We start from the raw sequence: 15641 nt of genomic DNA on the forward strand, positions 1-15641 counted from the left end.
CGATGAACCTGTCCTTGAGCGTGCTGACTGCCTGCCTGCTGCTAAGCGCGTGCAGTCAGCCCCTGCCCCATAACAGCCCTGCGCCGTTACCGCCTTCGAGCTGGCAATCGCCCCATGCACTGGCCAGCCAGGCAGGCAGTCGACTGTGGTGGAGTCATTTTTCCAGCACGGACCTTGACCGTCTGATTGCTCAGGCCCGTACCTCCAGCTACGACCTCGCAGCCGCCGTCGCACGCGTGCAGCAGGCCCGGGCCAGCGCCGTGATCGCTGGCGCCCCGCTGATGCCTGAAGTGAAATTCGGCTCCAGCGCCAATCGCGAGAAACTATTACGTGGCAAGGGCTATAGCCAGCTGGATGCCAGCGATGACAACAAGGCCGTGGACTATTTTGACGCCAATCTGAGCGCCAGTTATGAAGTGGACTTTTGGGGCGGCAAATCCGCAGCACGGGACAGCGCCGTACAGGCGCTCAAGGCCAGCGAATTTGATCAGGCCACCGTCGAGCTGACCTTGCTCAGCAGCGTGGCCAACAGTTATGTGCAAACCCTGGCCTTCAACGAACAACTGCGCATTGCCAGGCTCAATCTGGCCAACGCACAGAACGTCATGCATGTCGTGCAAACCCGCTATGACGCAGGCTCGGCCACAGCCGTGGAACTGGCCCAGCAAAAGAGCCTGGTGGCCAGCCAGCAACGGCAATTGCCACTGGTTGAGCAACAGGCCCAAGAGGCGCGAATCACCCTGGCCGTGCTGCTAGGTCAACCGGTGCAGAGCCTTGTTTTGGGCAACACTGCGTTCGACCAGTTGCAATGGCCATCGATTGGCAGCGGCTTGCCCAGCGAACTGCTGACCCGGCGCCCCGACATCGCCAGTGCCGAAGCCAGACTCGCCGCTGCAGCGGCCGACATCCGGGTAGCGCGAGCGGCCATGCTGCCCGGCCTGACCCTGAGCGCGAGCCTGGGATCGGGTTCAGACCGTTTCAGCGATGTCCTGCGCAGCCCGTTCTACAGCCTCACCGCCGGGCTGGCAGCGCCGATCTTCAATAACGGCCGCCTCAGCGCCGAGCGCGACAAAGCCACGGCGCACCAGCAAGAGCTGCTGCAGACCTATCGGGGGAGCATCATCAACGCTTTTGCCGACGTCGAAAAAGCCCTCAACAGCGCCAGTGGTCTGGACCAACAACGGCACTGGCAAGACGAAGAACTGAAACAGGCACAGCAGGCATTCGATATTGCCGAACACCGCTATAAAGCCGGTGCCGAGATATTGCTCACGGTCCTGGAGACCCAGCGCACGCTGTATCAGGCCCAGGACCAGAACGTACAACTGCGCCTGGCCCGGCTGCAGGCCAGCATTGCGCTGTACAAGGCATTGGGCGGGGGCTGGCAGGTGGATATCCCTCACCTGTAGGAGCGAGCTTGCTCGCGAGCTGTTGCTGTCTGTAAACGCTCGCGAGCAAGCTCGCTCCTACAAGCGTTACGGTAAGCCACTGGATGGAACTCTGAATGACGGAGGGGATCAGTGATTCATGACCTGCGGTTAAATGTGCTTTGCCTGACTTGCGGTTTTTCCCGCAGAACAAGGCGAGGATACTCAGTCTGATTCTTACGACCTCCAAGGAGTTATCCATGACAGTTCCAGCATTCGGCGTCGGCACGTTCCGTCTTAAAGGCCAGGTGGTGATTGACTCAGTCAAGAACGCGCTAGATTTGGGCTACCGGGCCGTCGACACCGCGCAGATCTATGAGAACGAAGCCGAAGTCGGCCAGGCCATTGCCGAGAGTGGCATAGCCCGTGATCAACTGTTTATCACCAGCAAAATCTGGGTCAGTAACTTCGCTCACGACCAGCTGATTGCCAGCCTCAAGGACAGTCTGAAAAAACTGCGCACCGACCATCTGGACCTGACGCTGATCCACTGGCCGTCACCGAACGACGAGGTGCCGGTCGCAGAGTTCATGGGCGCGCTGCTTGAAGCCAAAAACCTGGGTTTGACCAGGCAGATCGGCATTTCCAACTTCACCATCGCGCTGATGAAAGAAGCCATTGCCGCTGTCGGTGCCGAGAACATCGCCACCAATCAGATTGAACTGCACCCGTACCTGCAGAACCGCAAAGTGGTTGAGTTCGCGCAGAGCAAAGGCATCCATATTACGTCTTACATGACGCTGGCCTACGGCGAGGTACTGAAAGATCCGGTGATCAAGGCCATTGCAGATCGTCATGGGGCAACCAGCGCCCAGGTGACCCTGGCGTGGGCCATGCAACTGGGCTACTCGGTGATTCCGTCATCCACCAAGCGGGCCAACCTGGAGAGCAATCTCAAGGCCTGCGCGTTGACCCTGAGCGAAGAAGACATGGCGCAGATTGCAGCGCTGGATCGCGGCCATCGCCTGACCAGCCCGCAAAGCGTTGCGCCGAAGTGGGATTGATCGCTGCACGGTGATATGCAGCGGCGAGCTTGCCTGATGATGCCGGAATGCGGCTGAAACTATCGCCAGGCAAGCTCGCTCCTGCCGCCGTGATTTCTAATTGGCCCCGAACCTCTCTAGCTGCATTTCTTGAAGCCGGCTCAGCGTGCGGCGAAAGGCAAACTCCAGGTAACCCAGGGTATACAGCTGATCCATGGGCACTTGCGCCTCGATGCACACTGGTACTTTACGGTCGTAGCACTCATCTACCAGTGCGATAAAACGTCGTACGCTGTCGTCAAACCTGGACAGTTGCGGCAGTTCACGATCCCCCGCCTCGACTTTTACCGGACCATCTTCGGTGCCACGGGCGATCTTGCCTTCCCGCTGCTCGGCGCTCAGGCAAGGCACCTCGCTGAGCAGAATCACCTTGAAGCGATCGCAGATATCCATGAACTCACTGGCGGCCAGCGGCTGCTCGCACAGTTCATGGAAGTTGCACCACAACACGCTATCGCTGGCTTGCACCACGCGCAGCGAACGGTGTCCAACACTAACCGGTTGATCACTCACCGCCTGCCCCCGGGTCAGCTCTGCAAACACTGACGGCATGACACTGGGCTGCCCGGGCCCGGTCACCCAGTAGCGTTGTCTGGCGATGCCGGGATGCAAGCGGTGATCCTCGCTGCCATCCACCGAAACGATGTCCATGTGCTTGAGAATGGCGGTAATCGCCGGGGCGAAACGTTCTTTATTGTGCCCCTGGCTATAAAGTTGTTCCGGCGGCTGATTGGAGGTGCAGACCAATACCACCCCTTCATCAAACATCACCTGAAACAACCGCCCGAGAATAATGGCGTCACCAATGTCATTGACGAACAGTTCGTCAAAACACAGGACCCTGAGCTCTTTGCCCAACTCCTTGGCCAATACCTTGAGCGGGTCGGCGGTACCGGTCAGTTGAAACAGACGCTGATGCACCCATTGCATGAAGTGATGAAAGTGCTGACGCCGCGCCGCAACCCGCAAGCTTTGGTAAAACTGATCCATCAACCAGGTTTTGCCTCTGCCCACCGGCCCCCACAGGTACACCCCCCTGACTTCCCGCGCGCCTTGATGCAGGGCTTCGTGGCAGTGCTGCAGCGCCTGTACTGCTTGCCATTGAGCGGGATCATGGACAAAACCTTGCTGCTCGACGGCCTGTCGCCAGGCACTGAGGGGGGATGGGCTATTCATTGCGATAACGGGCTCCGGAATCAGACGCGCAAGTATGCCAGCAAGGCAGCGACTTTCGGCACTTGAAATTTTCCTGGCCGCCACCACATTGTTACCCGAGCGGTAACAGAGCATTTTGCCATCGGATCTTTTTACTTTGATGGATAGGCGTATTATTGAACAGGTGAAATGAACAGCAGTTGAAACACCACGGTACTTCGTACGACGCTGATTGAACCTTCAACACGCGCCGTAACTTCTTTCCGCCCGCATGGCAAATGAAGTCAGTCAGTTTGATAACTTTAGAGGCCACTTACATGAAAACTTTAATTGCGTTATTCCTTGCCGGTTTTGCCAGCCTGGCACTGGCCAGTGGAAGTTCAACGGTTGAACCCTCGTCGGTCGAACATTACAACTACGGGTCGAAACTGGACATTGCGAAAGTGATCAGCCTGTCCAGTATCCCTGATGTGTGTGAAGTCGTACCGGCGCAAATGACCTATGAAGACTCTCATGGTCAGCGTCATACCCTTGAATACCAGGTGATGGGTGACGGTTGCAGCAACCACTAGGCACACGCAGTTGCATGCACGGATGCAACCCCCGGGCCCCCTCTTTGCAGGGGGCTTTTTATTGGGCGGTTAAAACACAGGATTATTACTGATCCGGAAAGACTGCATGACAAAGGTTTGACTTTAATCAATACGGGAGACGCGTATTCTATGTTCATCCCTCACCACAACATTGAAACAGGGCACGGTACTTCGTGTTACGCCGCACTGCTGACGGCGTAATAACTTCGACCGCCGGCACGGCAATAGAAGTCAGTGATACGTGATTGTTTTAAGGTCTCAACAATGAAAAGTTTGATTGCTCTTGCATTGATTGGTTTTTCAACACTGGCCGCTGCTGATGAACTTCAAGTCGCCCAGCCACAACCGGTTGTAGAACATTACACCTATGCCACTAACCTCGATATTGCGAAAGTCATCAGTGTTTCGCCAACCGACGATGTCTGTGAAGTGGTGCCGGCACAAATGACTTACGAAGACCATCAGGGTCAGCGTCATATTCTTGAATACCGCGTGATGGGCAATGGCTGCAGTAACGGCTAATACCCCCGCGCCAGGCTCCAGACCAGCCCCCGTTGTACGGGGGCTTTTTTGTGGGGGGTATTGAGGGGTAATCTCGACGCTCATTTACGGCAAGGAAGCATTGCTCATGCAAGCGCCCCCCACCTTACGCACCCGGCAATTATTGCTGCAGCCACTGACCCTCGGGGATGCGGCGGCAATTCAGGAGCGCTTCGCGCACTGGGAGGTGGTGCGCTACCTGAACGCTGCTGTGCCCTGGCCCTACCCTGACGACGGTGCGCTGAGCTATGTGCGGGATGTCGCCTTACCGGCAATGGCCCGCGGCACGGAGTGGCACTGGACGATACGTTTGCGCTCGCGCCCCGACGATGTGATTGGCAGCATCAGCCTGATGGATCAGGTTGATAACCACCGGGGGTTCTGGCTGTCACCGCCCTGGCAGGGTCAGGGTTTGATGAGCGAGGCCTGCGAAGTCGTGGACAGTTTCTGGTTTGAGACCCTGGGACGCCCGCTGATGCGTGTGCCAAAGGCCGCACCTAACGTGGGATCGAGGCGAATCTCGGAGCGCGGCGGGATGAGCCTGGTGAGCAGCGAAGAAAGCGACTTTGTCAGTGGCAGGTTTGCTAGCGACCTATGGGAAATAACCCGCGAGCAATGGCTGGCTCAGCGCCACCGCACCTAAAACAAAGCCCGACCCTGCACAGGCAGGATCGGGCTCGAAGCGCTTGGCAAGCGGTTCGTGAAAGACGTCAGAATCAGTCTTTTTTCTCGGAAATCACTTTGCCGTTATGGTCAAAAGTGGTTTCGACCTCGACTTCCACGCCGTCAATTTTCTTCAGGCCCTCTGCTTTCCAGATGCCTGCAGCCGGATTTTCCAGCTCGATTTTCTTGATCACGGTGTAGCCATTCTTGCCCTGAAGCACTTCTACTGCTTCTTTGGAGAATGCCCAGTTCGGGCCAGGAGTGGCAGCAGCCATCGCAGCGCCGGAGCTCAACAGAACAGCGGCAGTGATCGCAGCAGCAAAGGTTTTCTTCAACATTGTCTTAACTCCATTAATTGATGTTGCGTCTGGTACTGGATGTGACTGGAACAACCGTAGCAGATATAAAAACGTCCATAGGGCTAAATGGCCTGATTTTGACATGGCTCATGCTCTCGTTAATTCACGCGCAGAGTTAGAATGCCCGGCACCCAGGAGAACCAATGAGCGAAACACGCCACACACACACCCAAGATGATGCCATCACCGAAGCTGCCGCTCAGTGGTGCATGCGCTTGCACGAGCCCGATTGCACTGAACAGGAACGTGAAGCCTTCGCTGTGTGGCTCAAGGCTGACCCTCTGCACGCGCTTGAATATGAAGCCATGCTCGACATCTGGGATGTCAGCGAACATTTGCCACGTCCTGCCAAGGTCATTGCACTGCCTGGCCGCCAACCTCACAGCACTTGGCGCCGTTTGGGCATCGCGGCTGCTATCACCCTGCTAGCGCTTCCGCTGGCCGCTTACAGCGGCTGGCAATTGGGCTGGGTGCCCAACGCTTACGAGCGCCTTGAAGCCAGCAGCAGTATGAAAACCGTAACCCTGCCCGACGGCAGTCAGGTAGAGCTTAATCTCGGTACGCAACTGACCTTCAGCAACTACAAAGACCAGCGCCGGGTGAACCTGACCAAGGGCGAAGCTTTTTTCAAGGTGCGCCACGATGCTTCCCACCCGTTCGTGGTGCAGGCAGCCGAAGGACGCATTCGAGTCACCGGCACACAGTTCAATGTGTGGAGGTATGAAGACCAGGTGCGGGTGACGCTGCTCGAAGGCTCGGTGCTGGTGACCGGCAACCAGAACCTGAGTGGTGACGGCCTGCGTCTCGAACCGGGGATGCAGGCCCGCTATAAAGCGGGCGACTACACGCCACAAATCAGCCAGACCTATGCCGACACTCCGGACCTGGCGTGGCGCAACGGCAAGCTGGTGCTGGACAACCTGACCCTGGCCGATGCCCTGCCCTTGATCAACCGCTATCTGGACGTGCCCCTGGTACTGGCCGACAACGCCACCGGCAAACTGCGCATTGGCGGGGTGTTCAATACCCATGACATCAACCAGTTGGTGACGTCCCTGCCCAAGGTGTTGCCGGTGTACCTGAGCCTGAACCAGGACGGCAAGCCGGTAATCAACGGCCGACCAGGCAGCTAGGCTCAAAGCCACCACCCGGCTAGAGCCTGTACTGAAAACGAAGCAGATTAAAAAAAATTAATAATCGGTCACCCCCCGGCCACACGGGGCCTTTGCGTGAGCCCGACGATTTCACGACAAATTTTCCACATCCCGGTGTTCATGATTTACCCCGCTCATTCGTCTAGTTAACTAAGAGCACTTTTTTATTTTCCTGATCAGGCTCTGAAAAGGAGTTTTTTGCATGCCAAACCAGCAAATGCCAACGGACGGCCAACATCATCGTGAGTCCGTTTTCCAGCCTGACCCCGGGTTGCTGGAAGCGCTTGCGCCATTGCAAGGCAACGAACGGATCCGCCACTTACTTAAATGCTTCGGGCTGCGTACCAGCCTGGTGCGACTCAAGGTCATCGATGCGTTGCTGACAACAGTTGGGAGCGATCGCCGGCTGGGGGTGCGCGGCATGCACAGTCACTTGCTGGCACTGGATATTCCACTGTCATTTCTGAGTGTGCGCGAGGTGCTCAAGCGCCTTTGCAGCGAGGGGGTGGTGGTGCTTAACAACGATAAAAGCTACAGCCTGCATCCACAGGCTGAAGCGGTTCTGACTGCCAGGATCGACGCTTAGATCTTGGTCTTGCGGCGCATCACACCGTTGATCACCACAACAACCACTGCCACGCCAATGGCAATGTACTGGAACATTTTCTCGGAGATCATGCCGGCGTTTTGCATATACGAAAGACCGAACATGATCCCCAGAACCACCAGTGAAATCAGAATCGAATATTTCAAGCGCTGTGAAGAGGTCATTACCTGTTCCTGAAAGTGAGGCTAAAAACGTCAGCCGGAAATTTAACAAATATGTCGGGTTTGCGGAGATGATTTGAAACAACCGTGGTCTCATCTTACAGCCGGGGACGCTTTTTAGCTCCCTGGCGATAACCTTGAGGATTGACCCATGTTGCATCGAATCACCCGGCTGGCTCCGCTGTTGCTCATCCTGGCCATGAGCGGTTGCGTGTTTTTCCCAGACCATGGAAGGCATCACGATCATCGCTACTATGATGGCGGCCCAGGCTACTACCACCGCTGATGCTTGAACCCGAGCCTGCCCGGCAGGCTCGGGTCAGTGCCGAAAACCACTGCCGGGGCGCCCGCACAAATCCACCAGCCAGTCGACAAACACCCGTACCCGGGAAGACAGTTGCCGGTGTTGCGGGTACAACGCCGTCAACGCCAGACGCGGGGGCAAACAATCCCCGAGCACCTCTTGCAAACGCCCTTCGCGCACCAGTTGTGCGACGTGATAATGCGGCGTCTGCACCAGCCCGTACCCCGCCATGCACGCTGCCAGATACCCTTCTGCGCTATTGACCGAAACCTGCTTGGGCAGATCGATCAGACGCACCTCGTCCCCTGCCTGAAACTCCAGCCCGTAGCGCTTGCCCGACACACTGGAGAAGTACTCCACCACCTGATGCCCGCTCAAGTCTTCGAGCGATTGCGGTACTCCGTGGGCCTGCAGATAGTCGGGGCTGGCGCATGTCACCTGATCCATCATCACCAGAGGACGCGCCACCAGCGAATCATCCATCGTCAGACCGCCACGGACCACGCAATCCACACCTTCACGAATCAGGTCCACCGGCCGGTCACTGAGGCCGACTTCCAGCTCGATCAGGGGGTAGCGCCGGGTGAACTCGGGTAATGCAGGGAACACCACCAGACGCCCCACCGCCGCAGGCATATCGACGCGCAACTTGCCTTTTGGCTGGCTGCCCCTGAACAACCCCTCGGCCTCTTCAAGATCGGACAGTAAGTTGACACAGCGCTGGTAATAGGCAGCGCCATCCAGGGTCGGACTGACCTGGCGTGTGGTGCGATGTAACAACTGCACGCCCAAATGTGCTTCCAGTTGCTTGATCAGCACCGTGACCGAGGCACGGGGCATTTGCAGGCTGTCTGCGGCCCTGGCAAAGCCACCCAGTTCGACGATCCGGGTAAAAACCAGCATGGCGTTGAATCGGTCCATGGTCTGTCCACTGTTTAGATTTTACGAATAGTCATAATGCTTTTACCCGGTTTATCTTGCCAGTGTCGCGGTCAACAATGGCCCCTCCATAACTCAGGAGCACCTCGCATGCACACTCGCCAACTCGGTAAAGACGGCCCGCAGGTCAGCGCTATTGGCCTGGGCTGCATGGGCATGACGGATTTCTATACCACCGGCAGTGACACCCGCGAAGCCTTGGCCACCTTGCACCGCGCACTGGAACTGGGCATCAACCTGCTCGACACCGCCGACATGTACGGCCCGCACACCAATGAAGAACTGATCGGCCAGGCGATTCGCGGCAAACGTGACCAGGTTTTTCTGGCCAGCAAATTCGGAATTGTGCGCGATCCTGCCAACCCCGCGGCCCGCGGCGTGAGCGGACGTCCCGAGTACATTCGCCAGTCCATTGAGGGCAGCCTGAAACGTCTGGGGGTTGAAACCCTGGATCTTTATTACCAGCACCGCATGGACCCCGGCGTACCGATTGAGGAAACCGTCGGCGCCATGGCCGACCTGGTCAAGGCCGGCAAGGTGCGATACCTGGGTTTGAGTGAGGCTTCGGCCACAACTCTGGAGCGAGCGCACAAAGTGCATCCGATCAGTGCCCTGCAAAGTGAGTACTCACTGTGGAGCCGCGACCCCGAGGACAACGGCTGCCTGGCGGCATGCCAGCGTCTGGGTATTGCATTTGTGCCCTACAGTCCGCTGGGCCGGGGCTTTTTGACCGGAGCACTGAAGTCTGCCGACGACTTTGCCGCCGATGATTACCGTCGCCTCAGCCCGCGTTTTCAGGGTGACAACTTCGCCAAAAACCTGCTGCTGGTCGAACAAGTGCAAGCCCTGGCCGCAGCCAAAGGTGTGACTGCCGGGCAATTGGCCCTGGCCTGGGTGCTGGCTCAGGGGGATTACCTGATCCCGATTCCGGGCACCAAACAACGCAAATACCTGGAAGAGAATGTCGCGGCACTGGACATCAAACTGAGCACCAGCGAACTGCAGGCACTGCAAGCGATCTTCCCGGCCAGCGCCGTAGCGGGACAACGCTATGCAGAAGAATCGATGAAGCAGCTCAACCGCTGAGTTCTGGATTCCACAGGGCAACCCCCGCACCAGAAGTCCCCTGAAAACGCTGTAGGAGCTGGCTTGCCAGCGATAGGGTCACTGCGGTTCTTTTTGAAAGACCGCCGTGCCTGAATCGCTGGCAAGCCAGCGCCTACAAGTAAGTGAGAGCCTCAGAAATCCCGTTTGTAGAAGATATCCAGCGAGCTGGCGACGCCGCTGGCGACCTCCACATAGACCCTCTTGCTGAGCTTGTAGCGCAAGGCAATAGTGCTGGCAGGTTCAAACACGCCAACGCCGTAACGCACGCTCAAACGTTCGTTGATCTTGCCACTGGCCACGACTGCGGTGTCATTGCCGCTGCCTTCGGTGTCGAGTTCAAAATCCTTGATCCCCAAATGATTGGCCAGATCCGTGGTAACCCCTGAACTGCCCATCAGCCCTAACCCCAAGGCCGCTTGCGCCAGCAAGTTGTCATCTTCGCCTGTGCCTGTCAGCGGACGTCCCAGAACCAGGTACGACAACGCCTGCTCCTGACTCATGGCCGGCTCCGAGAAAATCTGCGTGGTGGGCTGCTCGGCGCTGCCCGTCAAGCGAATCCCGGCGATGACGTCGTCGGTCTGGCGAATCGCTTCAATGTCCAGATACGGCTGATCGATGGGGCCGGCAAACAACAGGCGCGCCCGGCGTATCGTCAACTTCTGGCCATAGGCCCGGTAACGGCCATTGTTAAGACGCAATTCACCGCGGGTGTCCATGTTGTTGCCGATATGGACCTGACCCGCCAGATCAGCATTCAGACCAAAGCCCGAGAACGTCAGCAGCTCTTGCCCGACCACCACATTGATGTCCATGTCGACCACCATGGGCGGCGCTTCATCTGACACCTGTTGCCCGACAATCACGGTGTCATCCGAAACCTTGACCGTCGAAGGCGGCAACTCGCGCACCACGATTTCACCTTTGGGGATGTTCACCGTGCCCGCAATCAACAAGGTGTTGTCGGCGTTGAGCGAAATTTTCAGGTCAGGCGCAACCTCGAGTTTGGCGTATGGCTCGACCGTGACCGGAAGATGGTTGCCCTTGACCAATATATTGACTGCCGTGGCTTTGCCCCATGCCACATCACCGCTGATGCTGCCCTGCCCCTGCTTGCCGCTGGTCCAGCCACCATTGAGCAGCGCGGTTTCACCATTGATGGTGGCCGTCAGTTGCAGGTTCTCGAAGTTGGTCGGCAGTTGCGGGCCGGACACTTCACCACCGGTCAGGGCCACATTGCCGTTGATGTGCGGCGCCAGTAAACCGCCCGCGATCGTGCCCGAACCATTCAACTGCCCCGTGAGTGTCTCGACCATGGGCACAAAGGGACGAATCACCGATACATCCAGCCCGCTCAGGCGGAACTCGCCGGTAACCGGCTTGTTTTTTGGCAACGGATTGATCCGTGCGCTCAGCATCAATTGCCCCAGCTTGCCGCCATCAAAATCAAACCGTGTGTCGACTCGGTTGGGCGTCAGGTTGCTGGTCAATTTGAACGTCTGGTACGGGAAGTTCAGCCACTGGCCTTTGTCCTTGATACGTAAAGTACCGCCGCTGGCATCCACCACCACCTGGCCTTTTGGACCGCTGGCAGGCAAGTCCAGCAACAGGTCTGCGTTGAGCTGGCCCTGCCACTGGAAGTCCTTGGGAAACCATTGCGCCAGACTGTCGAGGGGGAATTGCTTGAGATGGAAACGCAGCTGCGGGTCCGGCATCAGACGCTGGTCTTCACTGCACAGGCTGGCAGGGCCGGAAATCCAGCATTGCGCCCCCAGATTGACCCGGCCATCGGCCAGACGCTCCAGGCGTACCGGGTTTTGCAGCACCCAGTTCTGGCCGCCGGCCTTGACGTCACCACTGACCACTCGCCCGCGCCAGTTGTCTTTATCCAGACCGCCGTCAAGCGCCAGCCCCAGCTGCAGAGTGGGCCCCTGCAAGGCCAGCTTCAGCTGTTGACGCTTGATGTCGCCGCTACCGTTGACGGTCAGTACGCCGAGCTGAGTATCTCCCGCCTCAATTGCGCTGCCCTTGAGGTTGATCTGACCGCGCTGATTGCGATCAAGGGTGGCGTCCAGTGTCAGGTTTTGCAGGCGGTTGTCCGCAAACGCCAATTGCTGGCCATTAAGCACGACCTTGCCTTGCGGAGCCTTGAGGGTCCCGGCAACGTCGACGCGACCTTTAAGTTGCCCGCGCAGTTCAGGCCATAGCTGACCCAGACGCGGCAAGTTGAGGTCCAGTTGTGCCTTGATCTGCTGCTGCAAACTGGCGGTACCGTTAATCCGGTTATCCCCCAGACGAATGTCCAGCGCACTGACGGTCCAAGCTTCACCTTCGCCCACGGCTTTGGCCTGCAGCATGGCGGGCAAGCCACGCAGACGGCCTTTTAGATCCAGATTGGCGTCCAGCTTGAGGCGCTCGTTCTTGAACTCGCCGGTGCTGCGCAAAGGCCCCGCCAGCGTGCCGGGCAATTCGGCGACCCAATACGCGGGGTCGATGGCGCTCAAGTCCAGCGCGGTATCCCAGGCAACACCGTTGGCAAATTGAACGTTCACATGGCCCTCGGCTTTGCCCTGGCCGGCAACCAGTTTCAACTCCGGCAGGAAGATTTTGCCCAGATCGCCACTGAACGGGCTGCTGAGGCTGAACTTGCCTGCAGGGCCGTCGAGGTCGGCCTTGAAGTTGCCCAGATAATTACCGTCGCGGTAGGACACTTCACCGATGAAGGCACGCAGATCCACATCCGGCTTGGCGATAACCGGATAAAGGTTATGCCAGGGAAATTCCAGCCAGTCGATTTTGGCCTCGGCACTCAATCCCTCATGCCAGTCCACCTGCCCCGAAAGCTTCAAGTGCTGCTGCGGGCCGGAGGTCAAATCCAGTGCCGCGATTTGCGCGCCCTTGGCATCCACTCGTCCTTTGAGCAGCAGGTTCACCGGCGTATTTTCGGCCGGCAAGGTGGCGTTGCCATTGAGCTCGTAACCGTCCTTCAAATCGCCTTTGGCGGTGAGCACCAGTTGATTGAGCTGCAAGGTGTCCGGCAGGTCGAAGCCGGGCTTGAACTGCTCCGACGTGATTTTCAACTGCGCCGGCAGGTTATCGGCCAAAGGCTGAAGTTCGCCCGCGATGTGAGCATTGAGATAACCGCTGGTATCCGCGGTCAGGTTCAGCGTGTTGCGCACATTGCCATCGACCTTGAGCGCCAGTGCCAATGGCTTGCCATCCGGCGCAGGCAGGTTGATGTTGCCTTGCAGGGTCAGCGGCCAATCGCCATTGGGCTGCAACAAGCCGGACAATTCCACATTCAGGTCGTCACGTTCGACATGTACCGAGTCAATCTGTAAGCCCTTGGCTGTCCATTGTGCCGCCATCTGCATGCCCTTGAGCTGCTCGATGCCGTTGAACAGTACATTGCCGACTTTCACGACCCCGACTTCGATCGCCAGCGGCAATTTGAGATCAGGCAAGCTGACCGGTCCGCTGCTGCTGTCTACGCCCGGAGGAAATTGCAGGCTGACCCGGTCAGCCTGCAACTGGTCGATACACAGCGTCATGCGGGTCAGACAACCCGGTGACCAGGCAAAAATCGGCCGGTCAACTTCGACCCGGCTGGTGCCTTGCTCCCACAACAAATGATCGGCGCTCCACTGGCCGCCCAAACGCCCGGCAAAGTTGTCCACCTGTAAACCGGGTACTTGCCCCAATACCCAGCGGCTGCCTGCCTGGGTGCCGAGAATCACACCCACACCGATAACCACCAGCAACACCAACGCCAACAGCACAAGGCCGACTATTTTCAAACCACGAATCACAGCTCAGGCCCCATCGAAAAGTGCAAACGGACACCGCCATCGTCATCCAGCGCATGGGCCAGGTCGAGACGGATCGGGCCCACTGGCGAGATCCAGCGAATGCCCACACCGACCCCGGTTTTCAGGCTCGGAAAGTCCAGGGTGTTGAACGCATTGCCTTGGTCGACAAAGGTCGCCCAGCGCCATTTTTCAGCAAATTGATACTGGTATTCGAGGCTGCCGGCCAGCATGTAGCGCCCGCCGATGCGGTCGCCTTCCGAGTTTCTCGGTGACAGGCTCTGGTAGTCATAACCCCGTACGCTTTGATCGCCACCGGCGAAGAAACGCAAGGACGGCGGAATCGACTTGTAGCCGTTAGTCGCGCTGCCACCAAACTGGATACGGCCCAGAAATCGGTGTTTGTCCCACAGGGTGGTCAGGGCTTTGAACTTGATATCGCCATGCAACAGGTTGGTGTCCGACATCAGACCTTCCTTGGCCACCCGGACATCGGTGTTGATGCTGTAGCCGTGGCTCGGATCAATGCGGTTATCACTGCGCAGGACCGAATAGCTCACCCCCGGCATCAGCAATGTACTCAGGCCATCGTCATCCCCCAGGCGATATTCTTCGCGCTGCCACTTGAGCGAAACAATCCGCGTCCAGCCGTTATCCAGCTTGCTGTGCCACTCCGGCCCCACCGTCAGCAATTTGCTCAGGGTATCGGTGTTGGCAATTTCTTCGTACTGATAGCCTGCGGCCAGACGTAATTTGTCGGTCAGGGGCGGGTCCAGGGGAATGTCGTACCAGGCACCGACGTTTTGCTTGGGCTGGGATATTTCAGATTCAAAGCCATAGCTGTCACCGCGCGGGTTATCCCAATGGCGCGTCCAGCTGGCTTTGCCTCGAGGGCCGGTGTCGGTCGAATAACCAAGACCCAGAGTCATGGTGCGCGGTTTGCGCGTTTGCAGATCCACGTCGACCGGAATCACCTGCCCTACCGCGGTACTCGGCGCAGCATCAACGCGCACGACTTCAAAATAGCCGCTGCTTTGCAGGTTTTGATTGAGTTCGGCAATCAATTCCGAGTCGTAAGGGGTGTCGGGTTTAAAGGGCACCATGCGTTGCAGCAGGATTTGATCGAAGGGGGCGTCACCGGCAAAACTGACTTTGCCGAGCACGTATCGCGGCCCGCTTTCGTAGACCAGATTGATATCGGCAAATCCGCCTTTAGGATCGACCAGCAGTTCGTGCTTGATGAATTTACCGTTGAAAAAACCGTAGCGCAGGGCACGGTTCAGAATCATCCGTTTGGCTTGTTCGTAGTTGCCCTGGTTGAGCACCGCGCCGGGTTTGAGATCATCACTGGCGGGGATTTGAAAAGCCTTGAGCGAGGCCGCCGGGCCTTCGACGCGCACATTGACGTTACGCAGATGCACCGGCTCACCGGGATCAATGCTTAACACCAGGCGCGGCGGATCACCGGGGCTGACCTCGGTTTCAATGATGGGTTGGTAATATCCCAGGGCCTGGGAGGCTTTCAGCGCTTGCTCCTGGGCACCACGCTTGAAGCGCAGCAAGGCAGCCTCGTCGCGATCGCCGAGGCTGCCGATATAGCCTTCCACATTGGCCTTGAGGGCATTGTTTGCCGGCTTGACCTTGACCACCAACTCGCTCTGGGCAAATGCCGCGAAGCTGCTGATCAGCAGGACAAGACCACTGGTAAATCTTCCTGGAAACTTCATAGGCGCGGATGCTATCACGGGCAGGAGTGCGCATAGAGCGCACCTATGCCCGCAAATCC

General features: G+C 57.9%; 15 protein-coding genes. 9 read left to right on the plus strand and 6 right to left on the minus strand.

What is annotated here, in order from left to right; translation table 11 throughout:
* Positions 1 to 2: 2 nt before the first annotated feature.
* Complete coding sequence (locus ACP7BO_RS05050) at positions 3 to 1409, plus strand: efflux transporter outer membrane subunit (RefSeq protein WP_426208958.1); 1407 nt, start codon at positions 3 to 5, stop codon at positions 1407 to 1409.
* Positions 1410 to 1627: 218 nt separating this feature from the next.
* Entirely contained in the window at positions 1628 to 2431 is an 804-nt protein-coding gene (gene dkgB / locus ACP7BO_RS05055; protein ID WP_397454414.1) for a 2,5-didehydrogluconate reductase DkgB, read from the plus strand.
* A gap of 96 nt (positions 2432 to 2527) precedes the next feature.
* Here the strand turns inward: dkgB and zapE are convergent, their stop codons facing one another.
* Positions 2528 to 3646, minus strand: coding sequence for a cell division protein ZapE (gene zapE, locus ACP7BO_RS05060; protein WP_426208960.1), 1119 nt, complete (start codon positions 3644 to 3646; stop codon positions 2528 to 2530).
* Between the two features lie 296 nt (positions 3647 to 3942).
* Between zapE and ACP7BO_RS05065 the strand changes: the two genes are divergently transcribed.
* The 3 genes from ACP7BO_RS05065 to ACP7BO_RS05075 all read left to right on the plus strand — a co-directional run bounded on the left by ACP7BO_RS05065 (position 3943) and on the right by ACP7BO_RS05075 (position 5401).
* A complete protein-coding gene (locus tag ACP7BO_RS05065; protein ID WP_426208962.1) occupies positions 3943 to 4197 on the plus strand; it encodes a DUF2790 domain-containing protein in 255 nt (84 codons plus the stop codon).
* A 285-nt stretch (positions 4198 to 4482) separates the two neighbouring features.
* A complete protein-coding gene (locus tag ACP7BO_RS05070) occupies positions 4483 to 4740 on the plus strand; it encodes a DUF2790 domain-containing protein (protein ID WP_397454417.1) in 258 nt (85 codons plus the stop codon).
* A gap of 106 nt (positions 4741 to 4846) precedes the next feature.
* Positions 4847 to 5401, plus strand: a complete 555-nt coding sequence (locus ACP7BO_RS05075) for a GNAT family N-acetyltransferase (RefSeq protein WP_426208964.1) — start codon at positions 4847 to 4849, stop codon at positions 5399 to 5401.
* 73 nt (positions 5402 to 5474) lie between these two features.
* Here ACP7BO_RS05075 and ACP7BO_RS05080 read toward each other — a convergent pair whose 3' ends face one another.
* The gene (locus ACP7BO_RS05080; RefSeq protein WP_060694136.1) at positions 5475 to 5759 is read right to left on the minus strand and encodes a PepSY domain-containing protein; all 285 of its coding nucleotides are present in this window, start codon (positions 5757 to 5759) and stop codon (positions 5475 to 5477) included.
* A 164-nt stretch (positions 5760 to 5923) separates the two neighbouring features.
* On the opposite strand from ACP7BO_RS05080, the gene ACP7BO_RS05085 reads away from it, so the two are divergent.
* Together ACP7BO_RS05085 and ACP7BO_RS05090 are read left to right on the plus strand one after the other, a co-directional pair.
* Positions 5924 to 6913, plus strand: coding sequence for a FecR family protein (locus tag ACP7BO_RS05085; RefSeq protein ID WP_426208967.1), 990 nt, complete (start codon positions 5924 to 5926; stop codon positions 6911 to 6913).
* Positions 6914 to 7136: 223 nt separating this feature from the next.
* Positions 7137 to 7520 carry a hypothetical protein gene (locus ACP7BO_RS05090; RefSeq protein WP_060694140.1) on the plus strand — a complete coding sequence of 128 codons (384 nt, stop codon included), beginning with the start codon at positions 7137 to 7139 and terminating at the stop codon, positions 7518 to 7520.
* On the opposite strand, the gene ACP7BO_RS05095 is transcribed toward ACP7BO_RS05090, so the two are convergent.
* Positions 7517 to 7705 (minus strand): hypothetical protein, encoded by a 189-nt coding sequence (locus tag ACP7BO_RS05095; RefSeq protein WP_003441459.1) that lies wholly within the window; start codon positions 7703 to 7705, stop codon positions 7517 to 7519. The two genes, ACP7BO_RS05090 and ACP7BO_RS05095, sit on opposite strands and share 4 nt — an antisense overlap.
* 148 nt (positions 7706 to 7853) lie before the next feature.
* On the opposite strand from ACP7BO_RS05095, the gene ACP7BO_RS05100 reads away from it, so the two are divergent.
* Positions 7854 to 7988, plus strand: a complete 135-nt coding sequence (locus ACP7BO_RS05100; protein ID WP_290439339.1) for a hypothetical protein — start codon at positions 7854 to 7856, stop codon at positions 7986 to 7988.
* Positions 7989 to 8021: 33 nt separating this feature from the next.
* Here ACP7BO_RS05100 and ACP7BO_RS05105 read toward each other — a convergent pair whose 3' ends face one another.
* Positions 8022 to 8927: a LysR family transcriptional regulator gene (locus ACP7BO_RS05105; RefSeq protein WP_426208970.1), complete on the minus strand. Its 906-nt coding sequence runs from the start codon at positions 8925 to 8927 to the stop codon at positions 8022 to 8024.
* Between the two features lie 108 nt (positions 8928 to 9035).
* Here ACP7BO_RS05105 and ACP7BO_RS05110 point away from each other — a divergent pair, with 108 nt between their 5' ends.
* The gene (locus ACP7BO_RS05110) at positions 9036 to 10031 is read left to right on the plus strand and encodes an aldo/keto reductase (protein WP_426208972.1); all 996 of its coding nucleotides are present in this window, start codon (positions 9036 to 9038) and stop codon (positions 10029 to 10031) included.
* Between the two features lie 152 nt (positions 10032 to 10183).
* Here the strand turns inward: ACP7BO_RS05110 and ACP7BO_RS05115 are convergent, their stop codons facing one another.
* On the minus strand, positions 10184 to 13858 hold the full coding sequence (locus tag ACP7BO_RS05115; RefSeq protein WP_426208974.1) for a translocation/assembly module TamB domain-containing protein: 3675 nt from the start codon (positions 13856 to 13858) through the stop codon (positions 10184 to 10186).
* Positions 13855 to 15582: an autotransporter assembly complex family protein gene (locus ACP7BO_RS05120; RefSeq protein WP_397454422.1), complete on the minus strand. Its 1728-nt coding sequence runs from the start codon at positions 15580 to 15582 to the stop codon at positions 13855 to 13857. Before ACP7BO_RS05120 ends, ACP7BO_RS05115 begins: the two co-directional genes overlap by 4 nt.
* Positions 15583 to 15641: the final 59 nt, after the last annotated feature.

Origin of the sequence: Pseudomonas sp. TWR2-1-1 (assembly GCF_049897045.1) — a bacterium.
GTDB classification, from domain to species: domain Bacteria; phylum Pseudomonadota; class Gammaproteobacteria; order Pseudomonadales; family Pseudomonadaceae; genus Aquipseudomonas; species Aquipseudomonas versuta.

What these genes read in the sequence shown, in the direction of transcription:
- ACP7BO_RS05050 (WP_426208958.1), top strand. Translation starts at nt 3, where the DNA reads ATGAACCTGTCCTTGAGCGTGCTGACTGCCTGCCTGCTGCTAAGCGCG.
- dkgB (WP_397454414.1), top strand. Translation starts at nt 1,628, where the DNA reads ATGACAGTTCCAGCATTCGGCGTCGGCACGTTCCGTCTTAAAGGCCAG.
- zapE (WP_426208960.1), bottom strand. Translation starts at nt 3,646, where the DNA reads ATGAATAGCCCATCCCCCCTCAGTGCCTGGCGACAGGCCGTCGAGCAG.
- ACP7BO_RS05065 (WP_426208962.1), top strand. Translation starts at nt 3,943, where the DNA reads ATGAAAACTTTAATTGCGTTATTCCTTGCCGGTTTTGCCAGCCTGGCA.
- ACP7BO_RS05070 (WP_397454417.1), top strand. Translation starts at nt 4,483, where the DNA reads ATGAAAAGTTTGATTGCTCTTGCATTGATTGGTTTTTCAACACTGGCC.
- ACP7BO_RS05075 (WP_426208964.1), top strand. Translation starts at nt 4,847, where the DNA reads ATGCAAGCGCCCCCCACCTTACGCACCCGGCAATTATTGCTGCAGCCA.
- ACP7BO_RS05080 (WP_060694136.1), bottom strand. Translation starts at nt 5,759, where the DNA reads ATGTTGAAGAAAACCTTTGCTGCTGCGATCACTGCCGCTGTTCTGTTG.
- ACP7BO_RS05085 (WP_426208967.1), top strand. Translation starts at nt 5,924, where the DNA reads ATGAGCGAAACACGCCACACACACACCCAAGATGATGCCATCACCGAA.
- ACP7BO_RS05090 (WP_060694140.1), top strand. Translation starts at nt 7,137, where the DNA reads ATGCCAAACCAGCAAATGCCAACGGACGGCCAACATCATCGTGAGTCC.
- ACP7BO_RS05095 (WP_003441459.1), bottom strand. Translation starts at nt 7,705, where the DNA reads ATGACCTCTTCACAGCGCTTGAAATATTCGATTCTGATTTCACTGGTG.
- ACP7BO_RS05100 (WP_290439339.1), top strand. Translation starts at nt 7,854, where the DNA reads ATGTTGCATCGAATCACCCGGCTGGCTCCGCTGTTGCTCATCCTGGCC.
- ACP7BO_RS05105 (WP_426208970.1), bottom strand. Translation starts at nt 8,927, where the DNA reads ATGGACCGATTCAACGCCATGCTGGTTTTTACCCGGATCGTCGAACTG.
- ACP7BO_RS05110 (WP_426208972.1), top strand. Translation starts at nt 9,036, where the DNA reads ATGCACACTCGCCAACTCGGTAAAGACGGCCCGCAGGTCAGCGCTATT.
- ACP7BO_RS05120 (WP_397454422.1), bottom strand. Translation starts at nt 15,582, where the DNA reads ATGAAGTTTCCAGGAAGATTTACCAGTGGTCTTGTCCTGCTGATCAGC.